Annotated in this window: 9 protein-coding genes; all 9 read right to left on the reverse strand. The window is 76.7% G+C overall.

All coding sequences use genetic code 11. The annotated features are described in order from the left end of the window. Positions 1–11: 11 nt before the first annotated feature. Genes ABZ573_RS25175 through ABZ573_RS25215 form a run of 9 tightly spaced genes read right to left on the reverse strand, consistent with a single transcriptional unit; the run spans position 12 to position 17,548 of the window. Positions 12–1,787, reverse strand: a complete 1,776-nt coding sequence (locus ABZ573_RS25175) for a condensation domain-containing protein (RefSeq protein ID WP_327028792.1) — start codon at positions 1,785–1,787, stop codon at positions 12–14. Next, the gene (locus ABZ573_RS25180) at positions 1,787–4,606 is read right to left on the reverse strand and encodes an amino acid adenylation domain-containing protein (RefSeq protein WP_327028793.1); all 2,820 of its coding nucleotides are present in this window, start codon (positions 4,604–4,606) and stop codon (positions 1,787–1,789) included. Before ABZ573_RS25180 ends, ABZ573_RS25175 begins: the two co-directional genes overlap by 1 nt. Beyond that, positions 4,603–5,445: an SDR family oxidoreductase gene (locus ABZ573_RS25185; RefSeq protein ID WP_358121413.1), complete on the reverse strand. Its 843-nt coding sequence runs from the start codon at positions 5,443–5,445 to the stop codon at positions 4,603–4,605. The genes ABZ573_RS25180 and ABZ573_RS25185 overlap by 4 nt, the downstream gene beginning before the upstream one ends. Further along, positions 5,438–6,142: an alpha/beta fold hydrolase gene (locus ABZ573_RS25190; RefSeq protein ID WP_132238353.1), complete on the reverse strand. Its 705-nt coding sequence runs from the start codon at positions 6,140–6,142 to the stop codon at positions 5,438–5,440. The genes ABZ573_RS25185 and ABZ573_RS25190 overlap by 8 nt, the downstream gene beginning before the upstream one ends. Beyond that, positions 6,139–6,891: a thioesterase domain-containing protein gene (locus ABZ573_RS25195; RefSeq protein WP_151457456.1), complete on the reverse strand. Its 753-nt coding sequence runs from the start codon at positions 6,889–6,891 to the stop codon at positions 6,139–6,141. The genes ABZ573_RS25190 and ABZ573_RS25195 overlap by 4 nt, the downstream gene beginning before the upstream one ends. Continuing rightward, positions 6,884–12,220 (reverse strand): amino acid adenylation domain-containing protein, encoded by a 5,337-nt coding sequence (locus tag ABZ573_RS25200; protein ID WP_358121416.1) that lies wholly within the window; start codon positions 12,218–12,220, stop codon positions 6,884–6,886. The genes ABZ573_RS25195 and ABZ573_RS25200 overlap by 8 nt, the downstream gene beginning before the upstream one ends. Next, the gene (locus ABZ573_RS25205) at positions 12,217–13,233 is read right to left on the reverse strand and encodes a TauD/TfdA family dioxygenase (RefSeq protein ID WP_358121418.1); all 1,017 of its coding nucleotides are present in this window, start codon (positions 13,231–13,233) and stop codon (positions 12,217–12,219) included. The genes ABZ573_RS25200 and ABZ573_RS25205 overlap by 4 nt, the downstream gene beginning before the upstream one ends. Then, a complete protein-coding gene (locus tag ABZ573_RS25210) occupies positions 13,230–14,288 on the reverse strand; it encodes a TauD/TfdA family dioxygenase (protein ID WP_358121420.1) in 1,059 nt (352 codons plus the stop codon). Before ABZ573_RS25210 ends, ABZ573_RS25205 begins: the two co-directional genes overlap by 4 nt. Beyond that, a complete protein-coding gene (locus ABZ573_RS25215) occupies positions 14,285–17,548 on the reverse strand; it encodes an amino acid adenylation domain-containing protein (protein ID WP_358121422.1) in 3,264 nt (1,087 codons plus the stop codon). The genes ABZ573_RS25210 and ABZ573_RS25215 overlap by 4 nt, the downstream gene beginning before the upstream one ends. Positions 17,549–17,739: the final 191 nt, after the last annotated feature.

Consider the following 17,739-nt stretch of genomic DNA (forward strand, 5'->3'; position numbering starts at 1 on the left):
ATCTCTCCGGCTCACAACTCGATGTCGATGGTGGAGGGTGCCCCGGCGGCGACCCGGCGGGCCCCGGTCAGCTCGCCGACCGGCACCCCGGGGTCGGTCAGGACGGTGTCGGCGATCTCCAGCCAGAGGTCGGCGAAGGCCCGCACCGTCCCGGGCAGGAACAGCCCGGCGTCGTACGCCCAGTGCACGCGCAGCGAGTCCGCGCGCTCGTAGACCTGCATGTCCAGGTCGAACATGGCCTGGCCGGTGGGCGCGACGGCCAACTCGACCCGCCGCCCCAGGAAGTCGGCGGCGGCCACCTCGGCGTGCTGCATCGCGAACAGCGTGTCGAAGAGCGGATGCCGGTCCTGGTCGCGGACCGGCAGCACCTCGGCGACCAGCGTGTCGAACGGGTAGTCCTGGTGGGCGAACGCGTCGACCACGTCGTGCGCCACCTCGGTCAGCGACTCCCGGAAGGTGACCTCCGGCCGCACCCGGTGCCGCAGGCAGACCGTGTTGACCAGCATCCCCATGGTCGCGTCCAGGCCCGGGGCGCCGCGACCGGCCACCGGGGTGCCGACCGTGACGTCGGTCCCGCCGGTCGCCGCGGCGAGGAAGGTCGCGTAGCAGGCGAGCAGCACCTGGAACAGGGTCACGCCCTCGCGCCGGGCCAGCGCCCGCAGGGCGGCGGTCCGCTCCGCCCCGACGTCGAACTCGACCGTGCCGGCGCGCGCCGTCGCCGGGCGGCCGGTCAGCCGCGCCGCGTCGGTGGGCAGCCGCAGGGGCGCCGGCGGCTCGGCGAAGCGCCGCCGCCAGTAGTCGCCCCCGGGCGGTTCCCCGGCGGTGGCCCACACCGCGTAGTCGGCGTACTGGGCGGGGACCGGCGGTGGTTCGCCGCCGGCGTAGACGGTGTCGACCTCGCGCAGCAGCAACGCCAGGGAGAGGCCGTCGGTGACGATGTGGTGCAGGTCCAGCGCCAGCACCGGGCCGTCGCCGGTACGCCGCAGGGCGGCCCGCAGCAGCGGCGGGGCGGCCAGGTCGAACGGCTCGACCGGCAGCGTCCCCGTGCCCTCGATCTCCGGCAGGTCGAACGGGACGGCCGGCAGCACCCGCTGCACCGGCCGGCCCGCCTCGGTGCCGAAGGAGGTGCGGAGGATGTCGTGCCGGGCGATGACGGCGCGGAACGCGTCCGCCAGCCGGGCGCGGTCGACGTCCGCCGGCAGCGGCACCAGCAGCGGCAGGTTGTAGGTCACCGACGCGGGGTCGCGGGACTGGGCGAGGAAGACGCGGCGCTGTTGCGGGGAGAGCGGGTAGGCGTCCGCCGCCTCGGCGCGGGGCAGCGGCACGGCCGCCCGGGCCCGGCCGATCTCCTCGGCGAGACCGGCCACCGTCGGGTGGCGCAGCACCGCCGCGAGGGAGACGCCCACCCCGAGGGCCCGCTGCGCCTCGACGGCCAGTCCCGTCGCGGCGAGCGAGTCGCCACCGGCGGCGTAGAAGTCGTCGAGCACGCCCAGCTTCGGCATGCCGAGCAGGCGTTCCGCGATGCGCACCAGGACGCGCTCGGTGTCGTCGCGCGGCGGCAGGTACGCCCCGAACCGGTCGTCCGGCTCCACCAGGTCGGCGGGGTCGAGGGAGTCGACCTGCACGATGTGCCGGGGCAGGTCGGCGTCGGGCAGTTCCCGGGCGAGCAGGCCGCGCAGGTGCAGCGGGTCGAGGTAGTCCTCGGCCACCACGTACGCGCAGCCGCCCTTGACGGCCACCTCGCGTACCTGGGGCCAGAGGCGGGTCAGCGTGTCGACGTCGGCCATCACCGCTCCGTACCGGTCGCGCCGACCAGGGCGCGCACCGTGGGGTGCACGTACAGGTGGCGGGGGGTGAACTCGCCGAGGCCCTGCGCGCGCAGTTCACGCAGCAGCCGCAACGCGAGCAGGGAGTTGCCGCCGAGGTCGAAGAAGTTGTCCTCCGGCCCCACCTCGGCGCCGAGCACCCGCTCCCAGACCGCCCGGATCCGCTCGGCGCGGCCGGGCCCCGCCCCGGGGTCGGCCGGTTCCCGGGGGGCGGGCAGGGGCCGGGCGGCCGGCGCGGGCAGCCGGGCGGCGTCGAGCTTGCCGTTGGCGGTGAGCGGCAGCGCCGGCAGCGGCGTCACCGTGGCCGGCACCATGTACTCGGGCAGGATCCGGGCCACCCGGCGGCGCAGCTCGGCGGGCGGGTCGGCCCCCTCGGCGAACACCACGTACGCGTGCAGCCGGGCGTCGGCGGTGTCCACCGTGACCGCCACGGCCAGCACATCCGGGTCGTCGAGCAGCACCTGGCGGATCTCGTCCAGCTCGATCCGGTAGCCACGGATCTTGACCTGGTCGTCGAGCCGGCCCAGGTGCTCCAGCCGCCCGTCCGGGAGCAGCCGGCCCCGGTCGCCGCTGCGGTACATCCGCCCGCCCCGCCAGGGGTCGGGCAGGAAGCGCTGGGCGGTCAGCTCGTCGCGGTGCAGGTAGCCGTCGGCCACCCCGGCGCCGCCGACGTGGATCTCCCCGGCGGCGCCCGGCGGCAGCAGCCGCCCCGCCGGGTCGAGCACGTGCACGTACCAGCCGGGCAGCGGGCGCCCCACGGAGCGGGTGGCGGCCAGGGCCAGGCCCCGGTCGATGGTCTGCGCGGTGACGTGCACGGTGGTCTCGGTGATGCCGAACATGTTGACCATCCGGCAGTCGCGCTCCGGGTACCGGTCGAACCAGCCGGTCAGCATGCCGGCGTCCAGCGGCTCGCCGCCGAACACCACAAGGCGCAGCCCCAGCCGGTGCGCGGCCCGCCGGTCGGCGTCGACGAGCTGCGCGAACGCCGACGGGGTCTGGTTGAGCACGGTGACCCGCTCCACGCGCAGCAGGGCGTGGAACTCGGCCGGGTCGCGTACCACCAGGTGCGGAACGACGACCAGGTGCCCGCCGGTGAGCAGGCAGCCCCAGATCTCCCAGACCGAGAAGTCGAACGCGCTGGAGTGGAACATCGTCCAGGTGTCCGCCGGGCCGAGCCCGAACTCGTCCCGGGTCGCGGCGACCAGGGCCAGCACGTTGCGGTGCGGGACCTGGACCCCCTTCGGCCGGCCCGTGGAGCCGGAGGTGTAGATGACGTACGCGGGGTCGTCCGGGCCGGCCGTCGCCGCCCCGGTGCCCGCCGGGTCGTCGGGGTCGTCGGCGAGCAGCTCGTCGACCTCCACGCCGTCGGCGCCGACGAGCAGGGTCACGCGGGAGTCCTCGACGGTGTAGCGGATGCGCTCGGCCGGGTAGGTGGGGTCGATCGGCACGTAGGCGGCGCCGGCCCTGAGCACGCCGAGCAGCGCCGCCACCAGGTCCACCGAGCGTTCCAGGCAGACGCCGACCCGGGTGCCCGGCCCGCAGCCCCGCGCCCGCAGCGCCGCCGCGATCCGCCCGGCGCGGGCGTCGAGCTGGGCGTACGTGAGCCGGTCGTCGCCGTAGGACACCGCCGGGGCGTCCGGGGTGGCCCGCGCCCACCCGGCCACCCGCTCGTGGATGCCGCCGGTCGGCTCGGGCAGGTCGACGGCCGCCCCGCCGAGGGCCGCGACCCGGTCCCGCTCGGCGTCGTCGAACAGGTCGCAGTCGGCCAGCGCCCGGTCGCCGTCGGCGAGGAGCTGGCCGAGGACGCGGGTGACGTAGCCCGCCACCGTGGCGACCACGTCGGCGGACCACACGCCGGTGCGGAAGTCGCAGGTGACGGTGCTGCCGCGCAGGGTCAGGGTGAGCGGCCACGGCGGCGTCAGGCTGGGCAGGTAGGTGTCGGCCGGACTGTCGGCGGTCAGCACGCCGACCGCGGCCTCCGGCGGCCCGGCGTCGGGCGTCCGCCCGGCAACGAGCCACGGGGCCGGCTCGGCGGGCCGGGCCGCGAGGGCGCGCAAAGTGCCGTCCACCGCCACGGGCACGACCGCCGGCCCCTCGTCGCGCAGCGTGCCGACCCGCACCCGGCGCACGCCGCCGAAGCGGGCCAGCACCGCGCCGACCGCGCCGGTCAGCGCCAGCAGGTCGGTCCCGGCGGGCACGGCGAAGGCGTACGACGCGGTCCGGTCGGCGCGCGGGTTCCCGCCCCGCCAGGCGGTGTCCCCCTCGTGTTCCCCGTCGTCCGCGGCCCCGGTCCCGGCCGTCTCCCCGGCGGCGGTCCCCGGCGACTCCGCCTGCCCGGCCGACTGAGACTGCCCGGCCGGGTCCGGCGCGACACCCTCGGGGCGGTCCCCGGGCTCCGGGCCGGCGGTCGGCTCCGCCCCGGCCGGCGACGCGATACCGGCCGCCTCGACGGCCAGCTCGCCCAGCGCGCGGCCGGTGAGCGGGCCACGCCGGGCGACGAGCACCAGGTCGGCGCCGGCGTCGTGGCGCAGCAGCACCGCCCGCACCGGCGGACCGTCGGCGGGCAGCGGCCGCGCCAGTTCCACGGCGCGGCGCGCGGCGGCCGCCGACGCGGGCATCCGGTCCACCCAGAGCCGAGCGGCGTCGAGGCCCCGACGCGCCAGCGCGGCGGCGAACCGGGCGGCGACCTCGTCGGGGTCGCCGGCGACGGCCACCGCCGCCGCGTGGCAGGAGCGGCCCGGGTCGGAGTGCTGTCGGGTGGGCTGTGGACGGCTGCTCATCGGGTGGTGAATCCTCCGTCGACGGTGATGACCGAGCCGGTGACCTGCGACGACTCGTCGGAGGCCAGCCACAGTGCGGCCTGGGCCACCGAGTCGGGCTCGATCAGCGCATTCATCGGCTGGGCCTGGACGAACGTCTCCTCGTGCTCGGCGACCGGCACCTCCAGCGACCGGGCGATCTCGGCCAGCATCCGACCCTCGACGTACGGGTCGTCGCGCACCGAGCCGGGGCACAGGGCGTTGACCCGCACCTTCAGCGGCGCGTAGTCCAGCGCCGCGGCCCGGGTCAGGCCGACCAGGCCGTGCTTGGCGGCGACGTACCCGGCGAAGTGCCGGTAGCCGACCAGGCCGGCGGTCGACGCCACGTTGACGATGCTCCCGGCGCGCTGCCGGCACATCACCGCGCCGACCGCGCTGATCATCCGCCACGGGCCGGAGAGGTCGACGTCGAGCATGAGCTGCCACTCGGCCTCGCTGATCTCGTGCACCGGCTTGCCGGAGGGCGCCGCGATGCCGGCGTTGTTCACCAGGACGTCGATCCGGCCGAACCGGTCCAGGCAGAGCGCGACGGCGGCCCGGACCGCGTCGAGGTCCCGCACGTCGGCCTCGACCGGGTACGCGGCCACCCCCAGCTCCGCGCAGAGCTTGGCGGTGTGCGTGAGCTGGCTGGCCGAGCCGAGCGGGTACGGCACGTCGGGCAGGTCGTGTGCCACGTCCACCAGGACCAGGTCGGCGCCCTGCGCCGCGAAGGCGGTCGCGCAGGCCCGGCCGAGTCCCCGCGCGGCGCCCGTGATGATCGCGGTCCGGCCGGCCAGCCGGCCCGGCGTCGGCTCAGGCACCGGCCAGCCTCCGTCGCACCAGCGCCAGCAGCTCGGCCGGATCGTCGGCGAGGTACATGTGTCCACCGGCGACGGTGAGGGAGGCGAACCCGGCGGAGGTGACCCGGTCCCAGCCGGCCAGCGCGGAGGCGGCCACCAGGGTGTCGTCGGCGCCGCGCAGCGCGGTCACCGGCACGTCGAGCCGCTTGTCGCCGCCCGGCCGGTAGCCCTCGTGCAGCTCCACGTCGGCGCGCAGGGTCGGCAGCAGCAGCTCCCGCATGTCGGGGTCGGCCAGCGCCGGATGCGTGTAGCCGGCGAACTCCTCCACCCGCGCCACGAACTCGTCGTCGGGCAGGTCGGCGGCCGTGTGGTCGCGGCCCGACCACGGGTCGGGCGAGCCGCTGACGAACAGGTGCGCCAGCCGTACCCCGGCCGCCTGGGCCAGCCGGCCGGCCATCTCGTACGCGAGCACCGCGCCCATGCTGTGGCCGAACAGCGCCACCCGGTCGCGGCCGGCGACCAGTTCGAGCACCTCGTCGAGGAGCCCGTCGACGGCCTGGTCCATCCGGCGGTACGGCTCCTCGACGAAGCGCTTCTCCCGGCCCGGCAACTGCACCGGGAGGATCTCCAGGTCGGGCGGTGCGACCCGCTGCCACGGTTGGTACACCGAGGCGCCCGCGCCGGCGTACGGGAAGCAGAGCAGTGACGTGACGGTCAAGACGGCTCCTTGCCGAGGAGGGCGGACCGGACGGCGCCGAGCAGTCCGGGGTCGGCCCGGGCGAGCAGGTCGTGCCCGCCCGGGACGGTGACGGTGGTGCAGCCGGCGGTGGTGAGGTCGGCCCACGCCGCCGTCCCGACGTCGTCGACGTGCGGGTCGGCGTCGCCGCGGATCGCGGTGACCGGCACGCCGATCGGGCCGGCGTCGCGGTAGCGGTAGCTGCGGCCGAGTTCGAAGTCGGCGCGGGCCGCCGGCAGCGCGGCGGCGGCCAGCTCCGGGTGCGCGGCGACGGCCGCCGGCATCGTGCCCAGCGCGACCAGTTCGGCGAGGAACGTGGCGTCGTCGGCGCCGGAGTGGTCCGGTTCGACCTCGGCGCGGTGCGGGGCGACGGCCGAGGAGACCACCAGCAGATCGGCCGGCCGGTGCCCGCGTCGCTCCAGCCGGCGGACCAGCTCGAACGCGACGTACGCGCCGAGGCAGTCGCCGTAGACCGCGTACGGCCGGTCCAGGTGCGGGGCCAGGGCCGCCTCGAGGGCCTGTACCAGCGGCGTCATCCGCCGTGGCGCGGGATCGGCGACCCGCTCGCGGCGGCCCGGGTACTGCACCGCGTTCACCTCGACGGCGCGCGGCAGCCCCGCCCGCCAGGTCTCGAAGGCCCCGGCGTTGCCGCCCGCGTAGGGCAGGCAGAACAGGCGCAGGGCGGGCCGGGCGACGGGCGCCCGGACCACCAGCCACGGGTTCTCAGCCATCGCGGCTCACCCGCTCGACGACGGCGCCGTAGCTGCCCAGCGCGACGAACTCCGGCAGGGTGATGCTGCTGCCGTGGCGCTGCCGCAGCGCGGTGACCAGGCGCAGTGCGCGCAGCGAGTCGCCGCCCGCGGCGAGGAACTCCGCCCGCTCGCCGCGCGGCGCCACGCCGACGACCTCCTGCCAGACCGACGCCACCCGGGCCGCCCAGCGGTCCCGGGCGTCCCCGTCGCGCGGGGCGGGGACGACGGGACCCGCCGGTCCGACGGTGGGCAGCGGCACCGTCGGGTCGGTCGCCAGCAGCCGGCGGTACGCCTCGGCCAGCCGGTCGGCCCGCGCCTCGTCGACGTGCCGGGCGTCGTACTGGAGGGTCAGGGCGAGCTGGCCGGTGGCCGGGTCCACCTCCACGTCGACGGCGAGGCTGAACGCCACGTCGACAGTGATGCCCCGGCTGTCGACGATGCGGCTGCCACGGCCCCCGCCGCCCTCGCCCTCGTCGGCGCCGCCGTGGAAGTGGGTCCAGTTGAAGAAGTGGTCGAACCGGGGCCCGGCCCCGCCCGCCCGGACGATCTCGGCGAGCGGGAACCGGTGGTGGCCCATCAGCGACCGCTCCGCCTGCCAGGCGGCGGCGGCCAGCTCGGCCAGCGACCGGGTGCCCAGCACGGCGCTCACCGGCAGGGTGTTGAGGAACAGCCCGAGCGTGGCGTCGCTCCCCTCGGCCTCGGGCCGGGCGCCGACGACCAGCCCGGTGACCACCTCGTCCCGGCCGGCGACCTCCCCGATCACCCGCAGGTGGACCGCGAGCAGCCAGGACTTGGCCGGTATGCCGGCGGCCCGGGCGGCCGCGGTGACGGCGCCGGTGGTGGACGCCGCCAGCGGCACCCGCCGGGTGGTGGTGATCCGTGGCTCCGCCCCGCCGAGCAGCAGCGGCGGCACGCCGCCGGCACCCTCGAGCCAGAACCGGCGTGACCCGGCGTCCGCCACGGCCTCCCGTTCCGCCGCCACGTACGCGCGGAAGGGCAACGTCGGGCGGTGCGGCACGGACAGCCCGGCGCGGCGCCGGTCGTACGCGGCCAGCAACTCGCCGAGGAGGAGGTGCAGGCTCCAGCCGTCGAGGATCGCGTGGCACTCCGCCACGATCAGGGTGAAGGTGTCGGTGTCGTCGCGCACGGCGTGCAGCCGCAGCAGCGGCGGCCGGTCCCAGTCGAAGGGCCGCACCCGCTCGGCCGCCACCAGCTCGTCGACGCGGGCCCGGCGGGTGGCCTCGTCGGCGTCGGTCAGCTCCGTCACCGGCACCTCGACCGGCACCTCGGCGTGCACCAGTTGCAGCGGCTCGGTGTGGGTGCCGAGGGAGAAGCCGGTCCGCAGCACCGGGTGCCGCGCGACCAGGTCGGCCAGCGCGGCGCGCAGCGCCTCCGCCTCCAGCGGCGCGTCGACGCGGTGCGCGGTGACGTTGTGGTACATCGCCGGGTCGCCGGTCAGCTCGCAGTGGTAGACCATGCCCTGTTGCAGCGCGGTCATCGGGTAGGCGTCGGCCAGCCCGGCGGGCAGGCGGTCCCGGTCGGCGGCGGCGACCAGGGCGAACGGTTCCGCCGCCCCGGAGGCGTCGGTGGCGTCGGCGCCGGGCCCGGTGAGGGTGATCTCGCCGTGCGCGACCAGTTCCCGGATCGACTGGTGCACGAAGATGTCGCCGAGCCGGAACGACAGGCCGCGCCGGTTCGCCGCGACCTGCATCTGGATGCTGCGGATCGAGTCGCCGCCGAGGGCGAAGAAGCTGTCGGTCACCCCGACCGACTGCGTGCCCAGGACCTCCCGCCACGCCTCGACGAGGATCTCCTCGGCCCGGTTGGCCGGCGCCACGGCCGGCTCCCGCCGGGCCCGGTCGAGCTCCGGCGCGGGCAGCGCGGCCCGGTCGAGCTTGCCGTTGCGGGTCAGCGGCAGGTCGTCGAGGAGCACCACGGCCGCGGGGACCAGGTGGGCGGGCAGCCGCTGGGCGAGCCAGTCGGTCAACCGGGCCTCCAGCGGGCCGGCGGCCGGGCCGTCCGGGACCGCCACCGCGGGCCGCGGGTCGGCGGCGTACTCGGGGCGCACGGCGTGCAGGGTGTGCCGGTCGGTGCCGGTGAGCAGGTCGTCCTGGCGGGTGACCACGTCGAACCCGCGGTCCTCGAAGAGGGCGATCAGCTCGTCCAGGCGCCCCTCGGTGTCGGTGCCGACGGCGTCGTGCACCTCCATGGCGACCTGCGCGATGAGCAGCCAGTGCCGCTCCTCGATGCCGGCGAGCACGTCGGCCTCGGCCCGCTGCACGTCGATCTTCAGCAGGTCGATGCGCTCCGGCCCGACCTCGTCGATGACCTCCGACAGCGGGCGCACGTCGACTGTCACCTCGGCGCCGTCGAAGCGCTCCGCCAACAGCTCGTCGACCCGCTCCAGCAGGGTCTCCCGGTCGGACTCGCCCCGGTCGCGCTCGTTGGCGAGGAACCGCTTGATCACGGCGACCTCGGCCGCCGGGTCGGCATACGCGGCCTGGCCGGACATCATCGAGTAGCCCGGGTAGTAGGTGAAGGAGACCTGCCCCGGCGCGGTGGACAGGCCCACCGGGTGCACGGTGGCCGGCACGCCGAACTCCTCGACGTTGCGCCGCAGGGCCGCCACCACCGACGGCACCGGCTCGAAGGCGTGGATGGTCGCGTCCGGGCAGGCCGCGTGGACGAACAGCGAGAACATGCCGATGTTGGCGCCGACGTCGAAGACCGTCGCGCCCCGGCGCAGCACGATGCCGTCGCGCAGGTAGACCCGCTGCGTGAAGATCTCGTCGTACAGGTAGCGGGTCTCGTGCGGGTTGATCCCGGCGACCCGGTCCAGGTCGACGTCGACGGCCGGCGCGGCCGGGCGGACGTAGCCGACGAGGCGGTCGCCGTGCCCGTCGTCGTCGCGGGCCACGACCGCCGCGTCGGCGACCTCCGGGTGCGCCCGCAGCGTCGCGGCCACCTCGCCCGGCTCCACCCGGAAGCCGTGGATCTTCACCTGGTCGTCCAGCCGGCCCAGGTAGCGCAGGCGCCCCTCGGCGTCGAAGCGCACCCGGTCGCCGGTGCGGTAGACCCGCTCCGTCCGGCCGCCGGGCAGGGCGGCCCGGACGAACCGGCGGCCCGTCGTCTCCGGGTCGCCCAGGTAGCCGTCGGCCAGCTGCGGCCCGCTGACGCAGAGTTCGCCGGCCACGCCGGGCGGCACCGGCCGCAGCCGCTCGTCGAGGACCCACACGCCGACGCCCGGCAGCGGACGGCCGATGGTCGGCGCCGTCGCGGGGCGGATCTCGGCGGCGGTGCTGTCCACGGTGCACTCGGTGGGCCCGTACAGGTTGACCGCCCGGACGCCGGGCAGCGCGGCGAGGGTGTCCCAGAGGTCCGGCGGGATCGCCTCGCCGCCCACCAGCAGCAGCTCCGGCAGCCGGGCGTCGCCGGCCCCGGCGAGCAGGATGCGCAGCTGGGAGGGGGTCAGGTCGAGCACGTCGACCCGGTTGTCGGCGAGGGCCACGGCCAGCTCGGCACCGCCGCGCCGGACGTCCTCGGGCACCAGGTACAGGCTGCGGCCGTGGGCCAGCTGCACGAGCTGCTTGACCGAGGCGTCGAAGGTGAGCGGGGCGTTCACCGCCACCCGCAGCCCGGCCCGGCTGCCCGCGTACACGGTCTCCTCGAGCGCGTACGCCAGGTGGGCCGCGGCGCCGTGCGGGACCTGGACCGGTCGCGGCGTGCCCGTGGAGCCGGAGGTGAAGATGACGTAGGCGGGATCGGTGGGCGCCGCCGGGGGCACGGCCACCGTCGCGGTGCCGGCGGCCAACTCGGCGACGGTCGCGCCGGCGAGCCCCGCCGGGCCGCCCGCGCCGACGACGAGCCCGGCGTCGACCGCGCGGACCTGCGCGGCGAGCCGCTCCGCCGGCGCCGCCGGGTCCAGCGGTACGTACACCGCGCCGGCCCGCAGCACGCCGAGGAACGCGACGACGGTGTCCCGGGACCGGGTGGCGAGCACGCCCACCCGCGCGCGGTGCAGCCCCCGCTCGACCAGGCCCGCGGCGACCCGGGCCGCGACGTCGCGCAGCTCGCCGACGGTGTACGTGCCGTCGGCGGCGACCACCGCCGGGCTGTCCTGGTCGGCGCCGGCCAGCCCGTCCTCGAGCAGCTCGACGAGGGTGCGCACCGCGGCGCGGGACGGCTGGCCGGCCGCCTCGGCGAGCCAGCGGGCCTCCCCCTCGCCGGTCAGCACCAGCGGCGTGCCGTCGGCCAGCGCCCGGGGCAGCGACCCCAGGATCGCCAGCAGACCCTCCAGCAACCAGCGGCCCCCGACGACCCGCAGGGTCACCTCGTCGTCGCCGACCACGGCGGTCAGCTGCGGGCCGGCCGTCGCGGGCGGCGCGGAGACCTCGACGGCGGTGGCGCCCAGGCCACCCAGGGCCGCCGGGTCCCCGGCCGGTACGACGGCGAAACCGGCGACCGCGTCGGAGTGTTCGCCGACCGGATCGACCAGGTGGAACGCCTCCTCGGCGGCGGACTCGGCGGCGCGTACCTCGTCGAGCAGCGCCTTGGGCGCGGCCGGCAGGGGCAGGCCCAGCCGGACCGGCGCGTGGCCGCCCAGCGGGCCGACGACACCGGCCGTCCCGGTGGCCTGCCGCCCGTCGCTCCACCGGGCCAGCACCAGGTCCGCGTCGTCGACCCCGGCGGGCGGCTCGGCCCGGCGGGACAGCGCGAGCGCCCAGGCGGCGAAGAGCAGGTTCGCGACGCCGACGCCGGCCTCCCGCGCGGCGGCGCTCAGCGCCGCGGCGGGCAGGGTCGCGGTGCCGACCTCGGCCGGGTCGTCGCCGTGCGGGGTGACCAGCCGCGCGGCCGGCGCGGCGGGTGCGCCGAACGGGTCGGCCTCCTGCCGCTGCGACAGCTGCCACTCGGTGACGTCGAGGAACTGCAGGGCGTCGGGGTCGTCGGCCAGCCGGCCGTCGGCGTACGCGCGGGCCAGGTCGGCGAGGACGAGCCGCAGGCTGGCCGGGTCGGCGATCAACGGCGTGGCGGCCAGCTCCAGGGCGTCGTCGGTGACGGTCACCGACAGCTCGCCCTGGGCGCCGACGACGACGCTGCGGCCGTCGTCGACGTCCTGCAACGGCACCCGCAGCCCGGGGTGGTGCACCAGGGTCAGGCGCAGCGCCTCGTGCCGGGCGACCACCGCGTCCAGGGCGGTCTGCAACCGGGCCCGGTCCAGCGGGCGGTCGAGCAGCACCCGGGCGCGGACCAGGTCCTGCGCCCCGGACCAGGCCAGCCGCTGGATCGGGGACAGACGGTAGCCGTTCACACCACGCTCCGGTTGAGGTAGAGGTCGGACATGGCGACCAGGATCTGCCGGTCGCCGCTGAAGGGTTCGCGACCGTGGGTCGCGAGGAAGTTGTCCACCACCAGCACGTCGCCGCGCTGCCAGGGAACCGACACCGCGTGTTCCCGATACAGGTCCCGGATGCCGGCCACCACCTCGTCGGGGATCGGCTCGCCGTCGCCGTAGTAGGCGTTGCGGGGCAGCCCCTCGGGCCCGTACTCGCGCAGCAGGGCGGCCGACACCTCGGCGGGCATGTTGGAGACGTGGAACAGGTGCGCGTGGTTGAACCAGACCGTCTCGCCGGTGCGCGGGTGGGTCGCCACCGCCTGCCGGCGGGCCCGGGTCCGCAGCCCGTCGCCGTCGAGCCAGGTGTACTCGGTGGCCGAGTCGGCGCAGTACTTCTCCACCTCGGCGCGGTCGGTCGTCTGGAACGCCTCCTGCCAGGGCAGGTCCAGGTGCGGGCCGTAGTTGCGCACGTAGCTGACCCCGTGCCGGAGGAACCGCTGCCGTACCTCGGCGGGAATGCGCGGGCTCACCACCCGCTCGCTGGCCAGCGGGGTCGCGCCGCCGCTGCCGGTGGCCGGCTGGGCGCACCAGAAGTAGAGGTGGGTGGGCCAGTTGTGCGAGTACGACATCTCGTGGTGCAGCGGGATCCACTGCTCGGCGTTGAACTCGGTGGAGGTGAAGACCTTCTCCGCGACCTCGTGCCGGGGCGCGGCGCGTTCCAGGTAGCCGAGCAGGTCCGGGCTGACCGCGCGGGCGGCCCGGCTGAAGTCGTCGGCCGTGGCCACCTCGAAGCCCCGGAAGAAGACCGCCCCGTGGGCGTCGAGGTCGCGCAGCAGCTCGTCGCGGCGCCCCGCCAGCCAGCCGGCCAGGTCGAGGTCCGGCACGGCGGCCTCCACCAGCAGCACGAACGTGTCGTCGACCAGCACCCGGCGGGACACCGGCGAGGTGACCGCCCCGGTGCCGCGCCGGCGCGGCGCCGGCCCGGTCACGACCGCACCCCCGTGGAGGTCACGGTGGCGGCGGTCAGCTCGGGCGCGGCGACCGGGTCGGACATCGCGGTCAGGATGCGGCGGGGCGGCGTGAACGGCTCCCGGGCGTGCGCGGCCAGCATGTTCTCCACCAGCAGCACGTCGCCGCGCCGCCAGGCGAAGGAGCGGGTCTCGGCCGCGTACGCGGCGCGCAGCTCGGCCAGCACGTCGTCGCCGATGGGCGTGCCGTCGCCGTACGCGGTCTGGTAGGGCAGGTCCTCCTCGGCCAGCGACGCGCGCAGCCCGGCACTGACCTCCGCCGGCAGCGAGGTGACGTGGAAGAACAGGGCGTGGTTGAACCAGGTCCGCTCCCCCGTCACCGGGTGCTCCCGCACGGCGGGGCGGACCTGCCGGGTGCGCAGCTGCTGCTCGCCGACCCACTCGACGTCGATCAGCGCGCGGGCGCAGTACGCCTCCACGTCGGCCCGCTCGTCGGTCTGGAAGGCCGTCTGCCACGGCAGGCTGATCCCCGGCAGGTAGTTGCGCCGGTAGAGCACGCCCCGGCGCTCGAATCCGGCGACCGTCTCCGGCCGCAGCCGGTCGAGCACCCGGCGGCTGTCGGCCAGTGGGGTGCGCCCACCGGCGGCAGGCTCGGTCTCGCAGTGGAAGACGATGCGCAGCGGCCAGTTCACCGTGTACGACTGCTCGTTGTGCAGCACGATCGGCTGGTCGGCCGGGTGCTCGGTGGAGGTGTAGACGCCCTCGGTCACCTCGCTGCGCGGCGACGAGCGCTCGCCGTAGCTGAGCACGTCGTCGGAGAGGGCGGCCATGACGGTGCGGAAGTCGGCCGCGCCGTCCACCGCGAAGCCACGGAACAGCACGGCGCCGGCGCGGCGCGCCAGCTCGTCCACGGTGGACCGGTTGCCGGCCAGCCAGGCGGCCAGGTCCACGTCGGGCACGTTGGCCCGGACGAGGGCCGGCAGGGGCCCGCCGGGCCAGTCGGGGCGTACGTCGACCAGGGACCGTTCGCGGCCGCGGCGCGGGATCACCGGCGCGACCGGGGTCTGCTCACTCATCTCTCGTTCCCCCCCAGGGTGTGGGCACATCGGGCGAGGCTGCGCCGGGGATCGGCGGCCGCGCCGCGTAGGAGTGCGGTGAAGCGGCGGTGCCACGTGTCGACCAGTTCGCCGTCGAAGCGGTCGGTGCGGTAGGTCCAGAGCGCCGCCAGCCCGTCGCGGCGCTCGTCGAGCCAGAGGGTCAGGTCGAGCCGGGCGGTGTCGGGGGTCAGCTCCACCCCGACGAACTCGCCGCCGGAGGCGTCGACGTGCCGGGCCGCCGGAGCGTTCTGCACGCCGAACGCGACCTGGACCAGCGGGTTGCGGCCCGGCTGCCGGGCCGGGCGGAGCCGCTCGACGACGACGTCGAACGGCACGTCCTGGTGGGCGGCGGCGAAGAGGGTCACCTGGCGCGCCTCGTCCACCAGGTCGGCGAAGGACCGGTCCGGGCCGGGCCGCAGGCGCAGGGGCATGGTGTTGACGAAGCAGCCGACGCTCTGTTCGGCGGCGACGCTGGTCCGGCCGGCGAAGGCGACACCGATGAGCACGTCGGTGCGGCCGGTCTCCGCGGCGACCAGCGCGGCGAAGGCGGCCAGCCCGACCATGTGCAGGCTGGCGCGGCTCGCGCGGGCGAGGTCGCGGACCACGGCGGCGGTGTCGTCGTCGATGCGGGTCCGCAGGGCGGCCCCGGCCGGGGACCGGTCCGCGCGGGGCGACGTGCCGGCGGCGCGCGCCGGTGCGGCGGCCGGCAGGTCCAGGACCGTCGGCGCGCCGCGCAGCGCGGCGACCACGGCGGCCACGGCCTCCCGGCCGGCCGGGGCGGCCAGCCAGTCCCGCTGGGCCACGGCGAGTTCCGCCGGGCCGGTCGCCGGACCGGCCGGCCACGGCGGGCCCGCCCCGGCGCCCGCCGACTCGGCCTCGCAGGCGCGGCCCAGGTCCCGCACGATGACGCTGAACGACCAGTCGTCGCAGACGATGTGGTGGGCGACCAGGAGCAGCGCCGCCCGCCCGTCGTCGGCGGCGACCAGTCGGGCGCGCAGCAGCGGGCCGGTGGCGAGGTCCATGGGGGTACGCGCGTCGGCGGCGGCGAGCTGGTCGAGCTGCTCGTCCAGCGGCACCCCGGCACGGGGCGGGGCGACGACCAGCGGGACGTCGAGGTCGTCGCGGACCCGCTGCACCGGACCGTCCGGGGTCGACGGGAAGACGGTGCGCAGCGCCGGATGCCGGGCCACCACGCGGCGCAGTGCCCGGCCGAGCGCTCCCGGGTCGGTCCCCGGCGGCAGCCGGACCGCGAACGACACCAGGTAGGAGGTGTCGGCCGGGTCCAGCTGGTGCAGGAACCACAGCCGGGTCTGCGCGGCCGAGAGCGGGGCCGTGTCCACGGGCGCCGCGGGTGGCGTACCGCCGGCCGACGGGTGCCCCGGCCCGGGTGCGGCTCCGGCGGTCGCGGTCCCGGCGGGCGCGGCGGTGCCGGCGGGCGCGGCGGCGGGTCCGGCGGCTCGGCGCAGGTCGTCGAGGTGGTCGGCGAGCGCCTCCACCGTGGCGTGCGCGAACAGCGCCGCCGGGGCGACCGGCAGGCCCGTCGCGGCGGCGAGCCGGGTGGCGCAGCGTACGGCCAGGAGGGAGTCGCCCCCGAGGGCGAGGAAGTCCGCCTCCGCCCGGTCCACCGGCCGGCCGAGCACGTCCCGCCAGACGGCGGCGACCGTGGCGACGGAGCCGGCCAGCGGCACGCCGTCGCCGTCGATCGCGGCGACGGCGACCTCCGGGGCGGGCAGCGCCGCCCGGTCGACCTTGCCGTTGGGGGTGGTCGGCAGGCGGTCCAGCCAGACGACGGCGGACGGCACGAGCGGGGCGGGGACCGTCTCCCGCAGCAGGTCCCGCACGTCGTCGCGGCGCTCGCCGACGAGGTAGCCGACGAGCAGCGGGTCGCCGCTCGGCCCGGTCCGCACCGCGGCGGTCGCCTCGCGTACGCCGGGCAGGGCGGCCAGCCGCGCGGCCACCTCGCCCAGCTCGATGCGGTAGCCGCGCAGCTTCACCTGGTCGTCCATCCGGCCGAGGAACTGCAACTGCCCGTCGGGGCGCAGCCGGACCCGGTCGCCGGTGCGGTACATCCGCTCCCCCGGGCGGAACGGATCGGCCAGGAAACGCGCCCGGGTCTCGTCCGGCCGGTTGAGGTAGCCCCGGGCCAGCCCGGCGCCGGCCAGGTACAGCTCTCCCGGCTCTCCGGGCGGCACCGGCCGGCCGTCCGCGTCGAGCAGGTAGACGCGGGTGCCCGGCAACGGGCGGCCGATCGGCGGGGCTCCCCCGTCGGCCGGCACCTCCGCCCAGGTCGAGTAGGTGGTGTCCTCGGACGGCCCGTAGAGGTTGCAGAGCCGGCGTACGTGCGGCCGGGCGAGCACCCGGGCGGCGAGCGCCGCGGTCAACGGCTCGCCGGCGAGGCAGACGGTGCGGACGCTGCCCGGCAGCGCGCCGGCCGCGAGCAGCTCGCTCATCGCCGACGGCACGGTGTTGACCAGGGCGACGGGCAGCCGGTCGGCGTCCGGCGCGGCCAGCGCCAGCGCGTCGCGGACGAGCACCACCCGACCGCCCCAGCAGAGCGGGCCGAAGAGCTCGAAGACGGACAGGTCGAAGCAGACGGACGTGGCGGCGAGCACGCCGCCCAGTTCGACGTCGGTGAAGGTCTCCCGGGTCCAGTGCATGAGCACGGAGGCCGAGCGGTGCTCGACGGCGACGCCCTTGGGCCGGCCGGTCGAGCCGGAGGTGTAGATGACGTACGCCAGGTCGGACGGGTCGCCGGGCAGGCCGGGGCGGGCCGCCGGGCGGGCGTCGAGGTCGAGGTCGTCGAGACGGAGCGCGGCGTCGGCGAACCGGTCGGCGAGGTCGGCCACCGTCAGCACCAGTCGGGCCCCGGAGTCCTCGGTCATGAAGGCGACCCGGGCGGCCGGGTAGGCCGGGTCCAGCGGCACGTAGCAGGCACCGGCCTTGAGCACGCCCAGCAGCGCGACCACGAGCCGGGGACTGCGGGGCAGGCAGACGCCGACGCGGTCGCCCTGGCGCACCCCCCGGTCGACGAGGAGCGCGGCCAACCGGTTGGCCGCCGCGTCCAGCTCGCCGTAGGTGAGAACCTGCCCGTCGCACCACACGGCGTCGGCGTCCGGGGTCCGGTCGACCTGGGCCTCGACCATCCGGTGCAGGGTGTCGACGGCGGGCGGTCGGACGTCGGGGCGACGGGACGGGGTGGGCCGACGGACCGGCCCGGCGGGGCGCGCGGGTGCGCTCACCGCGAACCGCAAGCTGGCATGGCGCGTCCCACCGAGCATTCCCCCCACTACCGACGGTGATCGGTCGCGCGCCCGCTGCCAGGTCGACGACCGGAGACAATGACGCATCGTGACCATGAGCCACCGAGCCATCGCTCTCCGCAGAGAGAGTCCACGACCGCCGATTCCACTGCCAAGATGTCTCCCAGAAT

Origin of the sequence: Micromonospora sp. NPDC007220, from assembly GCF_040634035.1 — a bacterium.
In the GTDB taxonomy this organism is placed as follows: Bacteria; Actinomycetota; Actinomycetes; order Mycobacteriales; family Micromonosporaceae; genus Micromonospora; species Micromonospora reichwaldensis.